General features: G+C 54.9%; 14 protein-coding genes and 1 riboswitch. Of the genes, 3 read left to right on the top strand and 11 right to left on the bottom strand.

What is annotated here, in order from left to right; genetic code table 11:
• Window positions 1-2: 2 nt before the first annotated feature.
• Window positions 3-94: riboswitch (cyclic di-GMP riboswitch) on the bottom strand.
• Between the two features lie 163 nt (window positions 95-257).
• Window positions 258-1,853: a stalk domain-containing protein gene (locus KQX66_RS13395; RefSeq protein ID WP_216793141.1), complete on the top strand. Its 1,596-nt coding sequence runs from the start codon at window positions 258-260 to the stop codon at window positions 1,851-1,853.
• 393 nt (window positions 1,854-2,246) lie between these two features.
• Here KQX66_RS13395 and KQX66_RS13390 read toward each other — a convergent pair whose 3' ends face one another.
• The 8 genes from KQX66_RS13390 to KQX66_RS13355 form a co-directional block, all read right to left on the bottom strand.
• Window positions 2,247-3,122 (bottom strand): carbohydrate ABC transporter permease, encoded by an 876-nt coding sequence (locus KQX66_RS13390; protein ID WP_216793139.1) that lies wholly within the window; start codon window positions 3,120-3,122, stop codon window positions 2,247-2,249.
• Between the two features lie 18 nt (window positions 3,123-3,140).
• Window positions 3,141-4,049 carry a carbohydrate ABC transporter permease gene (locus tag KQX66_RS13385; RefSeq protein ID WP_308647235.1) on the bottom strand — a complete coding sequence of 303 codons (909 nt, stop codon included), beginning with the start codon at window positions 4,047-4,049 and terminating at the stop codon, window positions 3,141-3,143.
• 109 nt (window positions 4,050-4,158) lie between these two features.
• Window positions 4,159-5,541 carry an ABC transporter substrate-binding protein gene (locus KQX66_RS13380; protein ID WP_216793137.1) on the bottom strand — a complete coding sequence of 461 codons (1,383 nt, stop codon included), beginning with the start codon at window positions 5,539-5,541 and terminating at the stop codon, window positions 4,159-4,161.
• 356 nt (window positions 5,542-5,897) lie between these two features.
• Window positions 5,898-7,532 carry a response regulator gene (locus KQX66_RS13375; RefSeq protein ID WP_216793136.1) on the bottom strand — a complete coding sequence of 545 codons (1,635 nt, stop codon included), beginning with the start codon at window positions 7,530-7,532 and terminating at the stop codon, window positions 5,898-5,900.
• A complete protein-coding gene (locus KQX66_RS13370; RefSeq protein WP_216793134.1) occupies window positions 7,507-9,357 on the bottom strand; it encodes a cache domain-containing sensor histidine kinase in 1,851 nt (616 codons plus the stop codon). The genes KQX66_RS13375 and KQX66_RS13370 overlap by 26 nt, the downstream gene beginning before the upstream one ends.
• Before the next feature lie 159 nt (window positions 9,358-9,516).
• Window positions 9,517-10,242, bottom strand: coding sequence for a response regulator transcription factor (locus tag KQX66_RS13365; protein ID WP_216793132.1), 726 nt, complete (start codon window positions 10,240-10,242; stop codon window positions 9,517-9,519).
• A gap of 35 nt (window positions 10,243-10,277) precedes the next feature.
• The gene (locus tag KQX66_RS13360) at window positions 10,278-12,425 is read right to left on the bottom strand and encodes a sensor histidine kinase (protein ID WP_216793129.1); all 2,148 of its coding nucleotides are present in this window, start codon (window positions 12,423-12,425) and stop codon (window positions 10,278-10,280) included.
• A 382-nt stretch (window positions 12,426-12,807) separates the two neighbouring features.
• A complete protein-coding gene (locus tag KQX66_RS13355) occupies window positions 12,808-14,709 on the bottom strand; it encodes a DUF2334 domain-containing protein (RefSeq protein WP_216793127.1) in 1,902 nt (633 codons plus the stop codon).
• 214 nt (window positions 14,710-14,923) lie between these two features.
• Between KQX66_RS13355 and KQX66_RS13350 the strand changes: the two genes are divergently transcribed.
• A complete protein-coding gene (locus KQX66_RS13350) occupies window positions 14,924-15,115 on the top strand; it encodes a hypothetical protein (RefSeq protein ID WP_216793125.1) in 192 nt (63 codons plus the stop codon).
• Between the two features lie 397 nt (window positions 15,116-15,512).
• Entirely contained in the window at window positions 15,513-17,057 is a 1,545-nt protein-coding gene (locus KQX66_RS13345; RefSeq protein WP_216793123.1) for an ATP-binding protein, read from the top strand.
• A gap of 87 nt (window positions 17,058-17,144) precedes the next feature.
• On the opposite strand, the gene KQX66_RS13340 is transcribed toward KQX66_RS13345, so the two are convergent.
• From KQX66_RS13340 to KQX66_RS13330, 3 genes are read right to left on the bottom strand one after another with little or no spacing between them, the layout of a single operon-like run.
• The gene (locus tag KQX66_RS13340) at window positions 17,145-19,094 is read right to left on the bottom strand and encodes a hypothetical protein (RefSeq protein WP_216793121.1); all 1,950 of its coding nucleotides are present in this window, start codon (window positions 19,092-19,094) and stop codon (window positions 17,145-17,147) included.
• A gap of 27 nt (window positions 19,095-19,121) precedes the next feature.
• Window positions 19,122-20,438 carry an efflux RND transporter periplasmic adaptor subunit gene (locus KQX66_RS13335; protein ID WP_216793119.1) on the bottom strand — a complete coding sequence of 439 codons (1,317 nt, stop codon included), beginning with the start codon at window positions 20,436-20,438 and terminating at the stop codon, window positions 19,122-19,124.
• Window positions 20,439-20,459: 21 nt separating this feature from the next.
• Window positions 20,460-23,567: an efflux RND transporter permease subunit gene (locus tag KQX66_RS13330; RefSeq protein WP_216793116.1), complete on the bottom strand. Its 3,108-nt coding sequence runs from the start codon at window positions 23,565-23,567 to the stop codon at window positions 20,460-20,462.
• Between the last annotated feature and the right edge of the window lie 263 nt (window positions 23,568-23,830).

The raw sequence follows: 23,830 nt of genomic DNA, 5'->3' as shown, positions 1-23,830 counted from the left end.
ACAGTGGCAACCTGGCGATCGTTCTTCCCGTTCGGGAAGGGCAGACCCATGGCTTTGCGTCCCCGCTTTTCAGACAGGTATGCCTTATTCCATATGCACTTTGTAAATACTCGATCTATTCTACTACAGTTTGTCAGCGTTTTCTAGCACGATTTATTTTTCTTTACCACCAGCGGCGGCGAATTAATTTTTTTCGACACACCCTGTAGAATATTGTAAAATGGAAAAGTATAGGACGAATAGGAGGGAAATTCTGTATGAACAAATGGTACGCCATGCTGCCGGCCTGTTTGCTGTGGACGGCGCTTGCGGCACCGGGCTTGGCAGGCGCAGCCGATCCGCAGGTGCGCGTGTATCTGGACGGCAAGCCCATCAAATTCGAAGTTCAGCCCATTTTGGAAAATGGAACGACGCTGGTTCAATTCCGGCCGATTTTTGAAAAAATAGGGCTCACGGTTGGCTGGGACGAGGCTACGCAAACCGTGACCGGCACGAAGGACGACCTCTCCATTAAGCTGGTTATCGACGACGTGGACGCTTATATCAACGACCGGCTGAACGAGCTTGAGCTTGCGCCCCGCCTGGTCGAGGGCAATACGTTCGTCCCGCTGCGGTTCGTCAGCGAAGCAAGCGGCAAAGAAGTGACATGGGATGGAAAAAGCATGTCGGTACATATAAAAAGCCCGGCGGATTCGACAGGGCCCGGAAATTCCGGCGGGACCCCAGGCGGCGGCTCCAAGCCTGGCGGCGGAGACTCCGGGACCAAACCGGGCGGCGGCACGGACACGACCAAGCCCGACAAAGGAGACTACACCTACCCGAACGGGGACAGATATACCGGCCAGATGGTGAACGGGTATCCCGAAGGACGGGGCAAGCTGTACAACCTGGGCGGCAAGCTGCTGTTCGAAGGCACGATGTCGAACGGGCTCCCCGGAGACGGTCACCTCAAGAGCTACTACGAGAATGGCCAGCTGGAATTCGACGGCAATTTAAGAAACGGGGTGCGCACCGGCTCCGGCAAGCAGTACTCTTCCACAGGCTCACTGCTATTCGACGGCACCTTCTCGGTCGGCGAGCGGGAAAAAGGTACACTGTACTACGACAACGGCGACAAATATACCGGTCCTTTCGATAACGACAAGCCGAGCGGAGCCGGCAAGCTCATCTACAAAAACGGCGACGTATACGAAGGCGATTTCTTCGACGGACGGCGCGAAGGCAAAGGAACCTATACGACGACCAAGGGCGAGAAGCTGGTCGGGGATTTTAAGAACAATATGATGAACGGCATCATCTCTCATTATGACAAAAAAGGCACCTTGCTGTCCGTCAGCGAATTTTCCAATGACGTCCTGATCCGCAAAGTCGATATGGGCAACGGCAACACGACGCTCCCGAATACGAATCCTTCGGCGCAGCCGGACAGAGTCAAGCTTGAGAATGAGCGTCACGAGAAGCTCGTGAATTCGATCCGGGATAATTACAATCAGAACAAAAAGCAGTTGGAGGACCAAATTGCCCAAATCCGCAAGGATAACCCGGGAACCTACTCCAGCCAGGCGGAATATAACAAAGCGCTGAAGGAAGCCGAGACGAAGCAGACGGATATTTCGAATAGGCTGAATTCGCTGGCAGGCGATTATTCCAAGGCGGCGGAGGCGGCCAAGGCCGAGCTGAACAAGCAGCTGACGAATGTTCAGACGCTGATCACGCAGATCCATGCCAAAGGGTCGGCCCAACAGCGAATCGAGGCGCTGCGAGATCAATTGAACTTCCTGAGAGACAATTTCAACAACGAGTTGAAAAGAGCGAACGACCAGCACTTGGAAATCATCAAGCAGTTGAAGTAATGATGTTCCATTGTTCGTTATAACTTACAAAAGCGCAAAAAGGCCTGCACCGCTAACCGGATGCAGGCTTGAGCTTGTTGAGAAAGTGGTCTAAGCAAAAATAGAGAAACAAACGGAGGTGGGGTATCCACTGGAGAAGCGATAGCGGCCGCCTTTGTCTTCGGGAAATGTCCGCTAGTAAGCGGCTTCCAATCAAATTTCCCGAAGACCCGGGGTCCCCGCAAAGTAATCGGACTAAGCTTCCCCGATTCAACTTCACTTTGCGGGGTGGAGCAGTGGTCGGAAGTGGATACCCCACCCCTTCGTTACCTCTATACTCCCGTTTGACCACTTTCTCAACACTCTGAGGCCTGCATCGTTGCTGATGCAGGCTTCTTTGCGCAGCCCTCGGGCTTATCCTTTGACGGAGCCGCTGGTCATGCCCGCGATGAACGACTTGTTCATCAGGAAGTAGACGACCAGAATCGGGAGCATTGATACCATCGAGCCGGACAGCATCAAGTGCCACTCCGCCGCAGCGTTGGCGGAGTACTTCAGCGAGATGACGCCGACCGTCAGCGGCCGCAAGTCGGGGTTCGTCATCGTAAAAATAAGCGGGAGCACGTATTGGTTCCACGACTCGCGGAACGTGAACAGCCCGACGACGCCGAGGCCCGGCGTAAGCAGCGGCAAAATAATGCGCCAATAGATCCCGAAAAATCCGCAGCCGTCGATTGTTGCCGCCTCATCCAAGTCTTTCGGGATGGAGCGTACGAACCGTTCAAGCAGAAAAATATTAAAGGACAGGTGCGTGCCGACGAAGATCAGCACGATGCTCCACAGCGACTTGTGCAAATGCACCTCGCGCATCATGTCGTAGAGCGGACGGTACGTAATGGCCCCGATCGTGATGAACATCGTGACCGCAAGAACGCCCATGATGAGGCCGCGTCCCGGAAACATCCGCCGGCCAAGCGCATAAGCGCCCATCGAGCAGACGATGATATTGATGACCGTGGACGCGATAGAGATAAACAAGCTGTTCCACGTATATTTCGCGAAGTTGGCCCGCTCCCACGCCTCGGCGTAGTTTTTCCAATGCCATTCCTTCGGCCATATGCTCGTGCTGTTCAGCAGCTCGAAATTCGACTTAAACGAGCCGAATAACGTAAAGACGACCGGATACAATATCGCGATGACGATGCTCAGCAGAAAGATCCAGACGATCGTCCAGGCCAGCAGCGGGCCGACGCGTACGGAAGCGCCCTTTTTGGCGGCGATTGTGCTCATGATACGGTTCCTCCTTCCTTAATGCGCCTGACTGGATTTGCGCGAGATATATAAGTAAGCCGACGTAAGCAGACCGACGATTAGTGCGGAGACGAAGCCTACGGCAGCGCCATACCCGTACTGCTGCACGACCGCATCCCCTTCGGATACCGGGAAGAACAGCTTGTAGATGTACAAGTACATGACTTCCGTTTTTCCGCCGGGACCTCCGGCCGTCAAGACCATGATGCTTTCGTAGCTCTTGAGCGTGTTGACAATCGCCAGCATGACGATGATCTGCATGACCGGCCCCAGGAGCGGAATCGTGACGTACCAGAACTGCTGGACCTTATTCGCGCCGTCGATGGCCGCGCTTTCGTACAAATCGTTCGAGATGCCCTGCAGGCCTGCGAGAAACAGCACCATGTAGTTCCCGACCGCGCCCCAGATGGCGACGAGAATGGCGGTGAGCATCGAATACTTGACGCCGAGCCATTCGATCGGTTGATCGACTAGTCCGATCGACATCAGCATTTTGTTAATAATCCCGTTGTACGAGTTGAACATCAGGTAGAAGACGAGCGAGATGACGGCCGTACTGATGATGGTCGGCATGAAAATGATGGCGCGCATCGTATTTTTGCCGAACAGCTTGTTGTTCAGAATAAAAGCTAGGATAAGAGAAAGCGGCAAAGTAATGACGAGCTTCCCGGCCGTAAACACCAGCGTGTTCCAGACCGAATGCCAGTACTGCGAGTCGCGCGTGAACAGCCGGACAAAGTTTTCGAGCCCGATGAAGGTCGCATCCGAAAAGCCGTCATAGTCATAGAACATATATTTGAAAGCCCATGCCAGAGGATAGATGGCAAACAACAGCAGGAGGACGACTGTTGGCAGAACCATGACATAAGGTCCCGTATATTCCTTCAATCTTTTTTTGAGCGGCACGCAAATCAGCTCCTTCCAAAAGCGGTTTTTGGCAAAAAGAGAGCAGGCGACTCCCGGATACCCATATAGGAGAGCCACCTGCTGCCCGGTCGTTTATGCAACGAGAACTTTATTTTTTAATTTGGCTGCGCGGGTCGAAATTCGGCTCGACGATCCGCTTCATGTTACCGGCCTTTTCTTCGTTGTTCAAGCCGTCGTTGTAACGCTTGTTCAGATCTTCGATCCCTTTGTCAAGCGGTGTCAAGCCGAGAATCGTCTCGGAGATGACGTTCTGCCACGGCTTGCCTTCAATTTTGTGTACGGGATAGGCCGGCCACATGACATCGTCCTTCGGCGCGAATTCCTTGAAGTTTTTGAGCGTCGGCTCTTTCGCTTTGGCGAGAACGCTGGGCACGACGCTGATGCCTTTGCCCTGCTCGTAGTAAGGAACGAGCACGTCGTCGCTGTAGAGGAAGTTCAGCAGCTCCCAGGCTTCTTTTTTGTGCTTGCTTTTCCCGGACATGTATAACCAGGATGCGCCGCCGTTGATATAGTTCGCGCCCTTCGGCGCTCCGCCGTCGAGCGTCGGCACCTGTGCTACGCCCCAGTTGACTTTGGTCGGGAACTGCGTATCGTACACGCCCGGCTCGGCGGATAGCGAGAAGTACATGCCGATTTTGCCTGCCGCAAACTGGTTGCGCAGCGGGTCGATGTCCAGCGATTCGTAGCCCGGAAGAATGCTTTTGTTATCGACGATTTGCTTCAGCGCTTGGACGTAAGGCTTCAGCACTTCGAAATCGTACTTCCCGTTTTTCCAGTCGTAGTAGTCTTTGCCGTCGAGACGAACCATCGGCAGCAGTCCGCGCTCGAAGGCTGCGGCAGGCGTCTTCATGTTTAACGCGAAGCCGTATACGTTGTCCGCTTTGCCGGCTTCAGTAATTTTTTTCGCATAGTCCACAAGCTCCGCCATTGACTTCGGCGGCTCGCTCAGGCCGGCTTTGGCGAACAGGTCTTTGTTATAAACCAGTCGCCAGGTTGTGCCGTAGTTCGGAAGGCTGTAGGTTTTGCCGTCCAGCGAGTTTTGCCGGTCGACCTTCAGCAGGTTGTCGCCAAAGCGGGACTTTACTTCCGGCGTCAAAAATTCGTCGAGCGGTTGAATCGCTTTCATTTTTACCAAATCTTCTAACTTGAGCTTCATTTTGGCGTTGAAAATGTCCGGCGCCTCGTCCGCTTGAATCGCCGTTTGCAGCGCTTGCTCGTAGTTGTCCGTCATGATCTGGGATTCGACTTCGATCTTGCCTTTAAACTTTTGATTGAACTCGTCCAGCTTCGTTTTCATCAAGTCGGCATCATGCCGCGCATTGGTCCAAAATTTCAGCTTGACCGGTTGACCGCTTGCCCCGCCTCCGCTTTCGGATCCGGCTTTCGTTTGTTCGCCGCCGCCGCATCCTGCCAGCGCCGATGAAGCCAGTGCCATCGCCAATCCGAGCTTTACATAGCCTTTTGTATTCACGGACTTCGTCCTCCCCTGTAAGATTCTCTGCGTATACGTGAGTTGATCTTCCTATTTCCAAGTATAGCGAACCGTGTCGAATTTCCTAGGGAGGGAATTTTCATGAGCGAGGGGGAGGATTTTCTCCTCCTCGAGCTGTTGAGAAAGTGGTGAAATTGAGGTAATAGAGATGTACGAGGGGGTGGGGTATCTACTTCCGGTCGCTGTTGTCAGCGGGAAATTTTGATTGAAGCCGCTTAACAGCGGGTATTTCCCGCAGACAAAGGCGAACGCTATCGCTCCTCCAGTAGATACCCCACCTCCGAAATGTTCCCCTGCATTAGACAAACCACTTTCCCAACACTCTGGGGGAGGATTTACTCCTCCCCTGTCGAGGTGCCGAGCCGCTGCTCGCGGTACTCGGACGGCGTGATGCCGTTCTTTTTCTTGAAAATTTCGCGGAAATATTTGCGGTCGTGGTAGCCAAGCCGCTCGGCAATTTCATAGATGGGAATGGCGGCGTCCTCCAGCCAGTCTTTGGCTTGGGCCAGCTTCAGATCGGTGACGTATTCCACGAAGGAGATTCCCGTCTCCCGTTTAAACAGGCCGCTGAAGTAGTTGGGGCTGACGCCGACATAATCCGCTACCGCCGACAACCCGATTGGCTGCAGCAGATTCTGCTCGATGAACGTCTTCGCTTCGCCGACAATCGATTTGGAGCCCGCTTGGACGAACTGCTTGACCTGCAGCGCCGCTTGATGGAACCAGACCGGAATATGCTCCTTTAACTCGCCCAGCTTCGCGCGGTTGCACAGCTCAAACCACGCCTCGGGCAGCGGGCCGCGTTCCCCTTCCGCCATCCCCAGATCGTGCAGAAGCCGGTTCAGCGCAGTAACAAGCTGAATACAGGAGAAGCGGAAATCGGCCGGCTTGCCCTCCTCCCCTTCGAGCGCACGGAAGAAGGAAGCCGCCGCTTCCTGGGCCGATTCCGCCTGGCCCCGCCTGACGAGCGTCAGCAGCTCCTGCTCCTGAAGCGACGGGTAGCCGGTCCGCTTCATCCGAAACGGGATCAAGTCCTCCACGTGTACCACTTGGTTGTTCCCGAAAAAATACACATGCTCGATCGCCTCGCAGGCTTCCCGATATGCGCCGGGCAGCTCACGCAGCTCCGGACATAACGAGCTGATGCCGATCGTTACCGTAAGGCCCGAATGCTTCTCCACCGAAGTGCGGCACCAGTCGGCAAACTTCAACAGCTGTTCCTTGACCTCTTTGGCCGGCTCAGCCGGGTCGTAATTGACGAGCATCGCCAGCACCCCCCACTCGGCATAAAAAGCGATGCCTGTCCCCCACGACGACAAGCAGTCGCCGATAATGTTCTCGACGATAAAGCGGCTGAGCTCGACTTCCTCTACGGGCTTATGCGAAATTTCGTCGAAACGGTCGATCGCGACGGCCAGCAGCCCGAAGCTCGAAGGCTTGAGCGGGATTTCCGCAAAATCCCATTTATCCCGCAAGCGTACTTGCCGCTCGTCCCGAAATCGGATCATCTCGTTCAAATATTGCTGCCGCAGAGCAGGCAGGCTGCGCCGGATCGTTTGCTGAAACTTCACCCGCTGCGCGTCCCGCTCCTGCTCCTTGCGAAGCTCGCCGAGCAGCTTGGCGATAATCCCGGTCATTTCTTTAATGTCAACCGGCTTTAATACATAATTCGAAGCGCCGAGCGCGAGCGCTTGCTTCGCGTAGTCGAATTCCTCGTAGCCGCTAAGTACGACGAAACGGACGGACCGCTCGAAGCGTGCCCTGATTTGCTCCATCAGCTCGATGCCGTTCATATTCGGCATCTTGATATCCGTCACGATGAGATCGGCCGGATCGCTTGCATAGCGGTGCAGCGCCTCCTTGCCGTCGAGTGCGATCTCGACCTGCGATACGCCGAGCGTCTCCCATGGAATATGCTTGCGGATGCCTTGCACGACGCTCTCCTTATCGTCCACCAGCAGTACTTTCATGCAGTACCTCCTCCTTCGCATCGCGGATGCGGATCTCAAATCGCGTGCCTTCCCCAACCCGGCTCTTGGCCCGGAACGATGCGCGTTCCCCGAAAAAGTAACGAAGCCGTTCCTTGATATTCATAATCGCGTAGCCTTCTCCGCTCTGAGAAGCGACGCCCGGCGCCGCGTCCGCGGCATGCAGCCGCGCGTTGAAAAGTCCGAGCAGCTCCGGATCGATCCCCGAGCCGTTGTCTTCCACGGTCAGCACGGTCGTGTCCGTTCCTTCCCGGAAGCTTCTCACATAGATCCGGTTATTTTGATACTCGTTGTCTCTAAACGCGTGCAGCACCGCATTTTCCGCCAAAGGCTGCAGGATGATTTTCGGTACAATCGTTTCCTTCGTCCGCTCGTCCACCGACACCTCGAACGTAAACTGCCGCTTGTATTGATAATTGACGAGCTTCAAATATTGCTCGACGTGTTCCATTTCTTTCTCCACAGTCGTCGCTTCCTCGCCACGGTTCAGACTGAGCCGGAAGAAGCGGGACAACGACAAAATAATATCGCTGGCCGACGAATCGTTGAATTCGAGCGATTTCCAATAAATTTCGTCGAGCGTATTGTACAGAAAATGCGGATTGATCTGCGCTTGAAGCGCGCGCATCTCCGCCCTCCGCTTCGCGAGGCTCTCCTCCACCACCTGCTTCAGCAGCCGCTGAATTTGGTCCAGCAGCTCGTCGAACCGCCGCCCCAGCTCGCCGATCTCGTCCCGGCTCTCGGAAGCGAAGCGCACGTCGAGGTCGCCTTTTTTGGCTTGGGACATGAGCCGCTGCAGCCTGCGTACCGGAAGGGTAACCCAGCGGGCGATCGATTTGTTCATGAAGAAAGAGAACGCCAGCAGCGCCACCGTCAGCAGTACGGTAAAATATTTAATGTAAGCGATCTTGACGAGCAGCTGCTTTTTCGGCTGAACGACCAGCGCTTGCCAGCCGGCAATCGGAATCGGCTTATGATTGACCAGATACGTCTGATCTCCCAGCTTCACTTCGAAAAACGACGGTTTGCCCGAGACATCCGGTACCTGCGCCTGCTCCAGAAACTGTTCCGTCGCTTCGCTCCGGGAGGACAGCAGAATCGGCCGGCCGTTCTCGTCCAAAATCATCGAGAATCCGTCGGGCACCAACTGGATGCTCTGCAGGTTGCGTTCGAAATAGTCTGCCCGCAGCGTGATCGCCAAATAATTGTCCAGCTCCAGCGCCCCGTTGGCCGTGGCTGGCCGGCTGACCAGACCGATCACCGCTCCTTCCTCGACAAAGAGCGGATTTTGCCCGGCGTAGACCCAGCGGTTCGTCGACGAAGGCTTGATCGCCTTGTAATAGGCCGTCTCCTTGAAATCGGTTTCCTTTCTTGCTGCAGGAACCCCTTCGAAAAATTCTCCCCTTGGCGTATATAAATAAATCCCGCGAATCGTGGGAGAGGACAGACTCGCTTTCGAGAACAACGAAAATACATTGTTGAAGATGACGGAATACGCTTCATCCGACCGGTTCTGGCTCCAGTCGATCGCCCTTGCCAGCTCGTCGCTGGAATTGATCCAGTACAGCTTGTCGCTGACGTTCTTCAGCTCGTTGCCGACATTGGCGCTAAGCTGGCTGACCGTCCGGTCTGCGGCGTTATAGGCGTACTCTTCGATATAGCGGGCCGCCTGATTGAACGAGAATGCCCCCGTCAGCGGCACGGCGATCAGAATGACGACCGACGTCATCAGGAACACCTTCCACTCGAGCCCCCAATCGCGGAAACGTTCCGCCGCCCGGCGCATGCGGGCTCCGAACCACGGCATAGCCACCACCTCTTTCTAGTCTGTTTTAGCATAAACCTCCGGGGCCGAAAAGGGATAAAAATTACAGGCTGCCGCGCTTCCACCGTAAATATACCGCCTCTCCTCCCTGACGCCCGGCAAAAAAAATAAACCGCGCCTTGAATGGCTCAAGGTTACGGTTTACAGTTTCAATGCATGGCTGGCGCCCCCGGCGATGAATTTATAGCCGACGCCATGGACGTTGATAATATATTTCGGATTCGACGGGTCCGGCTCGATCTTCTTGCGAAGGTTGCTGACATGGACGATAATCGTTCTCGTATCGTTGAAGCTCTCCTGCCCCCAAATTTCGCGGAACAGCTGCTCATGGCTGAAGGTCTGCTCCGGACGCGAGGCGAGAAAGCTCAGCAGGTCGAATTCCTTGCGGGACAACGTTACTTCTTGCCCGTTCACTCTCACCACACGGCTTAACCGATCGATCCGCAAATGGCCGACGACCAGCTTGTCGGGCTGTCCTCCCGCCTGCTCCGCCGCAGCCAGATGCGGCCTGCGCAAATGGGCGCGCACCCGGGCCATCAGCTCGTTCGGGCTGAATGGCTTCGTAATATAATCGTCGCCGCCCAGATTCAAGCCGGCGATTTTGTCCGCTTCGTCTTTTTTGCAGCTCAAAAATAAGATCGGCACGGGAGAAACCGCCCGAAGCTCCCGGCATACTTCAAAGCCGCTTCGCCCCGGCAGAAGCACATCCAATATCGCCAGATCCGGCCGCTCCGCCTCCGCGATCTTAAGCGCTTCTTCGCCGCTGGTTGCGAGCAGGACACGGTAATTGTTTTTTTCCAAGTAAAGACGGATCACTTCCCGAATCTCGGGATCATCTTCCACAACTAACACTGTTTGCTCCGTCATCCGTTTCACCACCGCATCGATGTAGTTCCCTGGTCCTAAGAAGAGAATAAACAATTGGACTGTTGCCGGTCAAGCTTTTTTTGGGGATTGGCAACGGGTATCGTGAAGCAGAACACGGTTCCTCGTCCCGGTTCGGTCCGGTCAACCCAGATTCGTCCCCCATGGTATTCTATGATTTCTCTGGATATGGACAGCCCGAGTCCTTTGCCGCCCGCAGCGGAATTACGCGATCGGTTGCTGGTATAGAACCGGTCGAACACGTAAGGCAAATCCTGTTCGTTGATGCCGCCCCCCGTATCGCTGACCCGGCACAGCAGCTGTTCCCCGTCGTCGATCATTTCTACCTGAATGGAGCCGCCTTCCGGCGTGAACTTGATCGCATTGAAGATCAAGTTGCTGAACACCTGATGCAGCCGCTCCAGATCGACCTCCACCGCGGAAAATTCACGCGCCGGATCGTCTCCATCGGCCCGAAGCGTCAGCATATAATGAATGCCCGCATTGCGCGTATCCAGCTCGTAGCGGCTGAACAGCAGCTCGATCAGGCGGTCGGTGCGCATGAGCTGCTTTTTGAAAGTCACTTGTCTCGCTTCAAGCTGGGAGAGCTGGAACAGGTCCTCGATCAACCGGTCCATGCTGACGACTTTGCTGTGAATGAGCCGCAAATAACGCTCCTTCTGCTCCTCCGTATCCACGATGCCGTCCAGCACGGCCTCCAGATAGCACTGGATCGTCGTCAGCGGCGTGCCCAAATCGTGCGATATGTTGCTGAGCAGCCGACTCCGGGACTTCTCCATCCGCGACAGCTCGTCGTTTTTCCGCTGCAGCTCCAGGTTCGCCTGTTCCAGATCGGCCGTCCGTTCCTTGATCTTGTCGTGTAACCCGCTGTTCAGCTGCGTCAAAGCGGCCGACAGCTTCTCCTCGCTCCCGTACCCCCGCGACAGCTTGACCGAAAGCAGCACCGACTGGGAGAAAATAAAGATCAACAAGCCGAAAGCGGACATTTTGTCCGTTGTCTGCACCAGCTCGTGAGCGTACAGCATGTCGTTGACGATCGTAGCCGCGAAGATCAAGCTGGCGAACAGCAGCAGTCCGCTGCCCTCTCTGCGGCGCAAAAAAGCGAGCACGATGATGCTTATGATGTAGCAAATGCACGCTCCCACGATCAGTTGCAGGACGACAAGCCATTTCGAAAAAAGCACGGTTGGCAGCAGCGGAATGACCACGGCGTAACCCAGCGTGACCGCACAGAAGAAGGTCGTGATTTTCCGCGAGCTTTCCCTCGGATACATGCTGGCGAAAAACAAGACGAACAGCGGCATGCTTAAATCCGCCGTCAAATACTCCAGAACCAGCGCCAGCGTCCAATCGAAGCGGGGAAGCGCCTGGGTCACGACCATTTCCCCGATCAGCGCCATGCGCAGGCAGAATACAAGGCAAAATAAGCCGAAATAAAGCATAGCCAATTCTTTGGTCCGTACGACAAACAAGCCGAGATGGTAAAGCCCCATGATCAGCAGGCTGCCGATCAGCAGCGTATCGAAGCCGACCGACAGTTGCTTCGCTCTCGCCACCGACTCAAACGGGCCGAACTCGATCGGCTGCCGGATGCCGCCCTTCTCGTGCGAATAATTCGATATCTGGAGAATCAGCTCCATCTCGCTCAAATGGGTATGGGCCACAGCCAACCGGGTCATAAAATGAGGCTTCGCTTCCGGCTCGGATCTGCTTACGGTACCGGCCGACGCGATTTCCTCGCCGTTAATCCACAGCCTATAGGACGTATAGATCGGAGGAAGCCGCAGGGCGAACATCCGCTCATGATCGGACAATAAAATCTTGAGCCGGTAAGTGGCGTACCCTTCGCCCGTCAGTACTTTTCCGTCCTCCGTCGTGCCGTTCCAGGAACCCGGAAGCCTGGCGTAGCGTGGCGCTCCGAAGCGATCCGCCGCCAAGTCTTCGGGGTGCTTGAATTCGTTCCAGTAAAACTCCCATTCGCCGTTCAGCGGAAGATGCCCTGTCCGGTCCCAATCCCATCCCCGGAGATCCAATTCGCCCTGAACCGCCGTCGGAGAATTGCCGTAGTTGAAGAACAACCGTTCTCCCGCAATCAGTCCTACGATCAAAAAAACGACAATGGTGAAAAATGCGGCAATCCGCCTCGATATTCGTTCCAGCGGCATGTGTTACCTCACGCTCCTCCGGCTTCGAGATACCGGCGGATGCCGCTTGCGATTCTTTCAGCCAATTTCGTTTGGTGTTCTTGTTGACATGATAATGGTTTAAAACTGATCGGTTCGATCAAATGTTTATTCGCCCCTCAAGCGTTAAATCCTGCTTTTTCCAGACTCCGGTCTACCTATCTCTTCCCATTGTGCCTGAATTTTCCCAACTGAACAAGGGAGAAAATACTATAGTCTTTTCTTCCTATTCCAAGGCAGATTCCTGCTGCTTTCTTTCCTATGTAAAACGGCCCGGCGTAATCCGCCGGGCCAGGTAACAGCTCAATGAATAATATATGCAAGATCATAGCTGAGGCTCTGGCGGTACATTTCCATAGCTTGCTTATTTGCTTTGGTAAGATAGGGCGAAGTCCAAAGTGCCGCCAGAGCGGTCGATCAATGCCAAGTCGGCTTTTCCATTGCCGTCGACGTCCCGGACCATCAGATTAACGCCTTTTCCCGGCGTCCCCCACGGCCCGAAGGTGGAAAGCAGCCTCCACTCCCGGTCCTCGTCCCTTGCATAGACGGTGCAGCGCATCGTCTTCGAGTCCCACCGGAGCGCGTCTTCCCGGCCATCCCCGTTGAAGTCCCCGAGCCGGATCAAGCCGTCTTCATTCGGGAGACCGAGATCCACACGGGTCAGCTTCCAGCTCATCTCGAAGGTATCCGGCTGAAGCTGAATGCCGCCCGAGGCGCCGTCTTTGGAGGCAAACAGCGCAGGTCCGCCCTCCATGCGAACCTGAAGCTCCTGATTCATTTCGCTTCGGAGCTTGTACGGTTTAATCGGCTTCAGCTCCTTCCCCCGGATTCGCCAGCCGTATAGCTGAAGCTTATCCTTCGTTAGTCCGGCCACAACCACATCGCCGTTCGATAACGGGAGCGTATATAGGGAGCTCCAAGCTTTGGCTTCAATTTTCCAGCTCTGCGCCAGATAGAACTTCCGCCCGTCCGATACGTAGCGGTCCAAGCGCCCGCCCGGATTCGCCGTCCAGAAGCTGCACAGCCCTTCCGCATCTTTGCCGCTGACGGCGGCGGTAGCCCCGTTCGCATCTTCCGCCTGCCCCCATCGCACCGGCGCCGGCTGCGCTTCATTGCGCCGTCCCTCGAACCGGCCGGGAATCACGCTGATCTCCCCATTCGCCGCATTCCACTGCACCGTATCGGCTTGCCCGTCGCCGTCGACATCTTCGAGAAACACGTTCTGTTTGCCGCCCGGCAGCAGCTTGACGCTCTGAGCAGGCGTGAACGGAACATAGTCGTGGATGGAGCGGAATGCATATCCTTTCGCCCGCAGGCCGGCGATGAGCTTTTGCAGCACGCTCTTATTCTGCTCGGGGTAACGGAATTCCGGAAGCCCGTCCCGCAAGACCGGTTCGCCTCCCGGGTCCAGGACGGGGGTCAAATATTTAAACTCAAGAAAGGGATGATAAAAAAAGGAAGCCACGTGATTCGATTGACCGACCCGGTCCACAATCATTTTCTCGTCTTTATTATAAGGAATGTAGTCGTAAGGTGTCGGAACGTAAACGGCGCCAAGCGTCGGACTGCCGTAGCCGGAATTGCGCTGATTCCAATAAAAGACGCCTTCGGCATTGCGGTGAGACTGTACCTCCGCCTGATAGTTCAGACCGAAGTAGGAGCGGAACACCCCATCCTGTTCGGGAGTCGTCCGGTAATGCGGCGCCTCCCAGAACTGCGGCTTCACTCCCGCACGCTCGAATATCGCAAGCCCCTCTTTTATACGCTGCTCCGCATACGATGCCTTCATCGTTTCTTCCACATCTGACACTTGGAACTCGTTGCCGATCCCCGATTCGTGGTGGCCGTCATCCCGGCGCACGCTGCCGACTTGGTGCGTATAGCCGTGCATGCCAATGACCGCGCCGCTATCCGAAGCCTGCTGGAGCACCTTGCGGAAAGCCGCCGCGTACGGACTGCCCTCCTCGTCAAGGGGTACGTCGTACCGCGATCCGTCCGGGGGCAGATTGATCCAGCGGGGAATGACCGCGATATGGTACGCCACCTTCTGGTCGCGCAAATATTCCAGCACGGTTCTCAGCTTTCCAAGTTCCTCAAGCGAAGCATATTGTCCGCCGGGTCCGATATCCTCCAGACGCATCAAGACAAATTTGGGCGTACGGGCCTCGCCTTCTACGGTAAAAATCCGATACGCCGACACCAGCAGCGTAAGCGCGATTAAGGAAACAACAAAACGTAGCCATTTCGAATGGCGCAAATAGATCATCGGGTGTCCGGAGCTCCCTTCTTGCTGTGTAAATCTACACCCGAATTGTACCAGATTTCCCGCCGAGCGAGTACGTTTTTTTTGCGGTCATAGGGATGAAAGCATAGCTTAGTCGCCATATTTCCCAACTCTCCCTGCCGACGGACCTAAACAGCTCTGCGCCGCCCGAATCATATAAATAACGAAAAATCCGAGAGAGGGGTGCTTTCGACGCATGGAAAATCAATTGAAAGCGATCACGAAAGAGCTGACGGACCTGCATAAGCGTTATGCCGGAATTTCCCTAAGCTTTGCCGCTCTTGAGCGCAAATTGTCAGCCATGGAACACCGCATGACTACGCTTGAAACCGAGTTTGCGAGGCACGTCCCCTTTCCGCCGGAAGAAACCGGCGCGCCAGCCCACTAAAGGTATCTTCAACCGCTGTTCATCTTCATCCGTATCCTTATTCCGCCAAGAAGCTCTTCACCTAGGTCGTCCGGAGGCTTGCGACTTAACCGCAAGCTTCCATATGCGGCTTATCTCCCCGGTTGCCTGTTCAAAATAAAGCCCATGCGCTTCTCCCTCTGAAAAATCCGCTATCCAAGCTCGGCATTTACTTCCCGATTCGGCACGCTATATAATGAAATGGCCGCTTCTCCGCGCCTTTACCGGCCTTGAGATATCGTTTGGATGCCGGCTTAGCTCTTACGCTCCGAAGCATCTGAACCCCGTTCGGATTGCCTTTGGGCCTATTTTTAATCTGTTACGATGGGGGCAAGCATGGTATAATGAATCGAATGCGACAGGCAGGTGATATCAAAATATGCAAAAAATCCCAGTCATTCGTGATAAAAAAAGTTCTGACATCACCATCATCCCTTCTGATGAAGTCGTTAAAATCGAATGCGTACGGGATAAAGAATATATCATTCACACGGTTTCCGATAAATATTACTGGGCAGCGTCGCTGGAAGCTTTCGAAGAGTGGCTGTACGAGGAAGGCTTTCGCCTGATCGATCAGATGAATGTGGTCAATATGAACCACGTAACGGAGTACGAGCCCCGCAAAGGAATCGTCACCTTGCAGCACGGCCAAACGACCCGTTATAAAACTGCTTCCGCGGCTTGGATTCACGGCGAGCATATTACCAACGTCATGAATCTTCTAGGAAAGATGAAGGATCTTGACAAAGGCATCATCGACGACGAAGCCGATCGCATCTTCGAGAACATACTGGCCCAGGAAGAGGATCACCGGTTCGCCCGGTCCTACGCGATGATCAAAGCGCTCTACGATAAGAAAAAGACCGAACTGCTGCTTGAAGAAAGCGAGCTGCGCTATAAATCGCTGTTTGAGCACAATCCCGATCCAATTTGCTCGTTGAACCTGGCGGGCCTCATTACGAGCGTCAATCCCGCCATGTTCGGCGTCACCGGCTACGCGGAAGCGGATTTGCTTCACCGCACGATCAATCCGCTGATTTCCCCGGACGATTATACGCGATGGCTCGACCATTTCGAGGAAACGCTCAACGGCATGACACCCCATTATGAAATTACGTTTGTGCGCAAGGACGGCAACCCGGTCGAGCTCAGCGTATTTAACTTTCCGATCTTCGTTAACAAGCAAATTGCCGGCGTTTATATGATCGGCCAGGACATCAGCGAGCGCAAGCGGGCCGAGGAGATGATTCTCCGCTCCGAGAAGCTGTCGATCGTTGGGCAACTGGCCGCCGGGGTCGCCCATGAAATCCGCAATCCGCTAACCTCGCTCAAAGGCTTCGTCCAACTGCTTCAAAGCAAGGTAAGCGGCTACGACAATTACTTCGAAATCATGATCGACGAGCTGGAGCGGATCAACTTTATCGTCAGCGAATTTCTGGTCATCGCGAAGCCGCAAGTCGTCAAATACCAGCCGAAGAACGCCTTCATCATTCTAGAAAATACGATTATGCTGCTCGGCTCTCAAGCGATGATTCATAATGTCGACATTGTCACGGAAGCGGACCCCGATCTTCCCGAAATCAACTGCGACGAGAATCAAATCAAGCAGGTATTTATCAACATTTTGAACAACTCCATCGATGCCATGCCGGAAGGCGGACAAATCCGCGCCGAATTCCGCAAAATGGAGGGCGGAAAGCTGCTGATGCGATTTACCGATCAAGGCTGCGGCATTCCGGAAGACCGTATTCCCCGACTGGGGGAACCGTTCTATACGACGAAGGAGAAAGGTACCGGGCTCGGTCTCATGGTCACCTTTAAAATTATCGAAAATCATGGGGGCAGCATGAAGATAAGCAGCGAGCAAGGAAAAGGCACGACCGTAGACATATACATGCAGGGCGTCCGAAAAATCCGGTCCTAGCAAGCGATACGGAAGCCCGATATAAGCAAACAGCCTTTCGAGTCCAACAGGATTCGAAAGGCTGTTTTCGTTATGCAGCACCGCCGCTTATTGTTTGAGCGTGGTAATATACCGTTTGGCTAGCCCGCTTGGCGTATCGAATGCTTCATAAACACGGATGGTAAACGGATTTTCAAGTTGGTCCGTTTTCGCGGTGAAGGTCAAAATCTGCTTGCCTGTAATCAGCTTGTTCGGACCGGTGAACGGGCCTTCGGCCGTGCCGAGCATGCGTCCTTGCGAGTCCACCAGCTCCATATAAAGCCTGGAGAAGTTCTGATCGACCACGACGTTATCGGTCTGCTTCACATCCAGCGTAAACGACAGCTTGTAGCCGTAGGACAGGCCGGTCATTCCGGGTGAGGTTGTAGCGGACAATGTCCAATCGACGATTTTCAGATCAAACGGGTACATAGCGAACGTATCCCCTGCCGCCTCGCTGCTTGCAGCCGTCTGTAAGGAAGCGATTGTGCTCGTGTAAGGAGCTGTGGACTGCGTATCCAAGAGCTTGATCGTCAGCTGCTTGCCGTTCTCCGTCTTCGGCACGTTGAACGAATAATTCACGACATAACTCATGTTCGGGTTCAACGCAGTCGCGACCCCGGATTGCCGCGCTCCGGCATAAGCGGCTCCGTCTCCTCCGAGGATCTCGGTCTGGAAAGCAGGCACCGGCACCGGCTTATCGCTCTTGTTCGTGATCCGGAATTTGGCGACTACCGAATGAAAGCCGTTGTCACTCTCATGAAGATGCATTTCCATCAGAGTCACTTCCGTATTGGCATCGATCATCTTATTCAACGAATCGAAGACGATCGGGCTGCCGATCCGGTAAGAAATCGCAGGCGCCGTATCCGTCTGCGCGCCGCCCGGAACCGCAATCTGCACGCGGCCGACGTCAAAGCCTGTTGCCGTAGTCGGCGTACCCTGTCCTCCTCCCGATACGAACGTTTCGGTCGTTGTAACGAATAAGGAGGTCAGCGTCACGTTGTGTTCGACCGGTATGGCAAAATGAATATATTTTTTCTCGCCGGCTTCGACCATCACGGCGCCATGCTCGGTACGGCTGCCGGTATACGTCTTATTCTCCGATTGCCCGTCGATGCGGAATTCGGGTACCGTCTCCCGCCCAACGCCAGGGTTTTCCACCAATAAGGTGACGAGCGCCACAGGCCCCGTTGCTTCTCCTGCAGCGTTCGGTGCGGCTGCTGGAGTCCCAGTGGATGCGCCAGACGCACCGCCGGGCGCACTGCCTGACGCAGCCGCTGCACCGTCCGGGGCAGCGGCTGCCCCTCCCGCTTCCGGCACGGATGCGCCACCGGTGGTCCCGCCGGACGCGGCTCCCGCGGAAGCTCCACCGGACGGCGTGCCTGACGCTCCGGCAGAAGCACCGCTTATCGGATACTGTACCTTGATAGCCGCAGGAGTGTAGCGCAGGCTGGAATTTAAGCCCGGAATCGTAAACGCTTCTCCCCATCCTTTCGGCTCGGCGGCTTTATCCGCTCCTGCCGCCGACGCGTACCACACTTGCCTCGCGCCTAGCGGAATCGTCAGCAGGTTCGTTTCCTTTTTCGGATAAACATACTCATCCACATTGACGAAGGACAGCTCTGACAGTTTAATCGCCGGCGTACCCTCAATGACGGTCATATATACGAGTTCGCCGATTTCGCCCGGCTCAAGCGCAGCCTTGTTCGCGGCGCTCGCCTTCAGCGTATACTGCACTCCGCCCGTCGTACGGACGTGCACCTGATGATCGGGAACCCGAGTTTTCTGCGTTCCCCCGTTATACAAGCGAACGGACGCGCCTATGCGTGTGCCGCCGGCGGTCGTTTCGATCGCCAGACTTTTCACCGCGGCACGGATCGAATCCGTTAAGCCGAAGTTGCTCGGAGCGGCCATTGTCGTTTGGGTCGTATCGGCCGCCAGCGCCGGCACATTTGCCGGAAGGAGTGTCGTCCCGATTATGACGAAGGTTAGCGCTGTTTTCCAAGGTTGTTTCATCGATGATTCCTCCTTATGCCGTGGATCTTATTTTTTAGCCGGCTCTTGAGCCGGTGGGGCGGGTTGGCCTTGAGGGGCTGGTTTGGCCACCTCCACCTTCTGGCCGTCCTTCAGCTGATGCTGCCCGCTCGTTACGATTTGCTCTCCTTCCTTGACGCCCTCCAGTACTTCCTGATAAGCGTCGCTGATACGTCCCAGCTTGATTTTACGTTTCTGGGCCGTATCCCCTTGAAGCACGAACACGAACGAATTCGATTCTTCGCGGACAATGCTGAGCGTCGGAACGGCTGCGACCTGCTCCTCCGCCTCGGTGGTGAGCTGAACTATAGCCCGGGTACCCGGTTTCAGCTTCTGATCCGGATTCTGTACTTCCAGCTCCAGAGAATACGATTTTGTGGCTGCGCTCATGACGTTCGATAAAAACGTAATTTTGGCCATTCCTTTCTCGGCCGGATTATCCGGGCTGTAGTAGGCAAGCTCCTGCTTGTTTTTGACCAGCTCATACGACGGCTCCGACAGCTCGACCTTCAGCTTGATCGGATCGATCTGCTGGACTTGCCCTATCTTGCCGTTAGGCGAAACGCTCCCGCCAAGCTCTATCGTATAATCCGTCAGCACCCCGCTGACAGGCGCTTTGACGTCATAATTCTCAAGCGACCGCTGAGCCTCCTCCAAGCTGATCCGCGAGGATTCCACCTCCGTCTGCTGGTCGGCCAGCGAATTCGTTTTGTCCAGGGCTGTCAGCTTGTTGCGCTGTGCCTGCACCTCCATGCGCGCATTCTTCAGCGCCTGCTCGGCCTGTTCCACCTGCCGCTGCGTTGCTGCACCGGCGTCAAAATCATTCCGCATTTTGTTGTAGTCTTTCTCCGCGTCGCTCGCCTTCTGCTCCGCCTTCGTAATCTCGTCCTGCAAATTGCGGCGGGAATTGGCGTTGTCCTCCACTGTTTTCGCAAGCGTCTGCTCCGAGCTCTTCAGCTTGAGCTGGCTTTTTTTCAAGGACGATTCCGCCTCGCGATTGTCGATTCGGAACAACACCTCCCCCGCCTGCACGACATCTCCGCGTTTCTTCAAGACTTGCGTAATCTGACCGCTCGCCTTCGGGATAATGTCCATGGCGGACATCCCCACCACTTCCGCCACCTGCTCGCGCGGATCGCTTATTTTGCGCTTGGCGACCGCCTCTGTCTTTACCGGGCGGTTATCCAGCTTGAGGTCAACCGTGGATTCTCCCTTGGCGCCCGGGGCCGAGCAGCCTGCCGCAAGCAGGGCGGCCGCTGCCAATAAGGCGAGGACCCGAAGCGTGAGGGCTTTCTTCATCGCAACGTCTTTTCTAACCTTTCTCATCTTTCCGTGCCTCCTCCTTCGTTACATCTCTATCGTCGCCGGCTTCGAACCGTCGTCTGGTTTTTTTCGGTTAAACCAACCGGAAATCCGGCTTTTCCAGCTTTCGATCATTTCATAGACGATCGGCACGACGACCAGCGTGAGAATGGTCGAAGTCGTCAAGCCGCCGATAACGACGACCGCAAGCCCTTTGGAAATCAAGGTGCCGTGCGCAAATCCGAGCGCGAGCGGCAGCAGCGCCATGATCGTCGCCGCAGCGGTCATAATAATCGGACGCAAGCGGACCTTACCCGCTTCCATCAGCGCGTGGCGCACCGTGTACCCTTCTTCCCGAAGCTGCTGCACCCGTTCGAGCAGCACGATGGCGTTCGTAACGACGATCCCGATCAGCATCAAAAAGCCAATCATCGACGTGATATTAAGCGATTCCCTTGTTATGAGCAACGCCAGCAGACCGCCGATCGCCGCAAGCGGCAGCGAGAACAGAATGGCGAACGGCGCCGAGGCGTTGCCGAAGGCCAGCACCATGACCAGATACACGATAAATACCGCAACGCTCATCGCCATATACAGTTGGCCGAAGTTTTCGTCGGTGTCCTTGTTGACTCCTCCGAGCTCGCGGGTTACCCCCTCCGGGAGCTCAAGGGTCTTCAGAGCCTCGTTCACCTGGAGACTGACGCCGTTTTTGTTCGCGCCATTAATTTTCGCCGTGATCGAGACCTCTTGCTTTTGGGTTTTCCGTGAAATGCTCGCCGGAGCCTCTACCTCGCGGATTTTGGCCACTTCGTTCAAATAGACGGTTCCCGTTTTCGTAGATATCGGAAGCCGGCCAAGCTTCTCAAGCGTATCTTTATCCTTTTTACTAAGAGAAACGGTCGTTTTGTACGTTACGTCGTCCAGCTTAACATCGCCGAGCTGCTGCTTCTGAACCCAGCCCCGCGCCGTTTCGCGGATCGTGCTGACATCCAAGCCGTACGTTCGCGCCTTTTTCTGGTCCACGACGATATCGACTACGGTTTTGGCGTCGCTTAACGCGTCCTTCACTTCGTAAAGCTCCGGGAACTCCGCCAGCTTCTTCTTGACGATCCCCGCCGCAGCAATCAAATCCTTCTGATTGTTTCCGTACAAGGTGTACCCGAAATCAGTCGTCGCCGGACCTCCTCCGCCGAGGGAAGAAGGGAGAACTTCGGAGCCCTTCGGCAGCTCGGCCAAAATCGCGTTTTTGAATTGATCCCTGACTTGATCGGGCTTCACGTTCTCGTTCATTTCCACAAAGAGCTGGAACGCATAGGGCACCCGGTCGTTATTCACTCCGTCTCCGCCGTTATATCCGACAAGCGCCTCCACGTAACGCAATACGGGATCGCCGTTCGAATCCTTGCTCTCCATCAGCATCTTTTCCAATTCCTTGGATTTAAGATCGGTCGCGGCATAGGAAGTCTCGTAAGGCAGCTTCACGGTATAATAAATATTGCGCGGTTGAGCGCCGTCCGGGAATAGCGCGATAGCCAAATTAGGTACGACGATGACAATCGAAAGGATAAACAGCAGGCCCGATATGAGCAGCGACTTGATCCTGTGCGTCAAAGACCACTCCAGAGCCGATTCGTACATCGAGGTAAACCGGCCGACTTTCGTTTCGTCGTGCGCTTTGAACTTACCTCGCAGCACCAGCAGCTTGGCGAGCATCGGAATGACGGTCAACGCCACCAATAATGAAGCCATCAAGGCAACGGCTATCGTAATGGCGAACGGCCGGAAAAATTCACCTACCATCCCGCTGACCATCCCGATCGGAGCGAATACGGCCACAGTTGCAATCGTCGAGGACGTAATGGCCATGGCCACCTGCTTGGTCGCCATCAGGATGACCGATTCGTTGCGCTCCTGCGCTTTTTCCAGCGACGTATAGATATTCTCGATAACGACGATCGAATCGTCTACGACCCGTCCGACAGCGATGAACATGCCGCCGAGCGTCATCATGTTGAGCGTGATGTTTAAATAATGCAGCAGCAGCAGCGTGATCAGCATGGACAGCGGAATCGAGACGAGTACCACGAGCGTCATCCGGACGTTGCGCAGGAAGATGAGAATCATGAGCGAAGCAAGTATCGCCCCCATCACGCCTTCCCGCAGCATGCCGCTGATCGATTCCTTTACTTCGTCCGCCGTATTAAAGATCGAGCGGAAGGTGACGTTCGGCATCGTCGTCTTCCAATCGTTCATCAGCTTGTCGGCGGCATCCGAGAACTCCACGGCGTTCGCATCGCTTGTTTTAAACAAATGAATGCCAAGCGCTGCCTTGCCGTCGAGTCTGGCCATGAATTTGGATTCCGTCACAGCGGAAACTTTCGCCACCTGAGACAAGAGGACCGTTCCACCGGAGCTCACGGTCAGCTCCAGCTGTTCCACAGCATACAAGCTTTCCAAATCGCCGAATACGCGGGCCATCTTCTCGTTGCCGCTCAGCTCGACGGAGCCGATCGGTCCTTTGGACAGCGCGGATTCGATCGAAGCGGTCACCTGCGATGGCGTCAAGCCGAAGGCGCTCAGCGCGTCGGCATTAAGCTGAATGTCCATCGTCGTTTCCCGGTTGCCGATGGCCGTGATATGGTCGATGCCTTTAATGCCTTCGAATCCCGGCTTGATCTTGTCCTTATACAGCTTGTCGAGCTCGGTTTGACTCACGCCTTCGTTCGCCGACACGACCAGATAATAGGCCGGCATCGACGAGAACCCGAACGTCATGGCTTTCGGCCTTTGTGCCGTAGAAGGCAAACTGACATCCTGGATTAAGTTTTCGACTTCCCGCTTTTTCTTGTCCAGGTCCACCCCATGCTTGAACATCACCTGAATAAAAGAATAGTTGTCGTTAGAGGTCGAAGTCAGCTGGTCAAGGTCCGGTATATTCGCCAGCTTATCTTCAATCGGCTTGGTCACGTTGTCCATCACATCTTTGGGCGATCCCGGGTAGGTGGTGCTGATGAAAACCGCAGGGAACGAGATGTTAGGGTAGTTCTCCTGCTTCAGCTTCGTAGCCGAAAACATCCCGCCGCCGAACAGCATGGCGACGATGATGATCACTGCCGCGACGTTCTTCATCGAAAATTTAATCAGTCCGTTCATTCCACTCCTCGCTCCTTTATAAATGTCCATCCGATTCTGGAAAATACTTTACCTTGCAAATATGAACGGAGCGTGAACCGGACAAAAAAAGATCAACCCGCTTTGGGTTGATCTCAGCCTGTTGAGAAACCCTCAGCAGGCTATTTCTTTGTTTCCGTTTTTTATCCATTCACCGCGTTAATATGGTATAATATTGTTATCCTAACAAGGCGGTGGTTGCATGCTTCGCTCTAATCCGAATGTGCAAAACAGCTACGAATTCG

Origin of the sequence: Paenibacillus oleatilyticus (assembly GCF_018998565.1) — a bacterium.
GTDB classification, from domain to species: Bacteria; Bacillota; Bacilli; order Paenibacillales; family NBRC-103111; genus Paenibacillus_G; species Paenibacillus_G oleatilyticus.
This window is presented reverse-complemented; position numbering and strand designations above follow the sequence as displayed.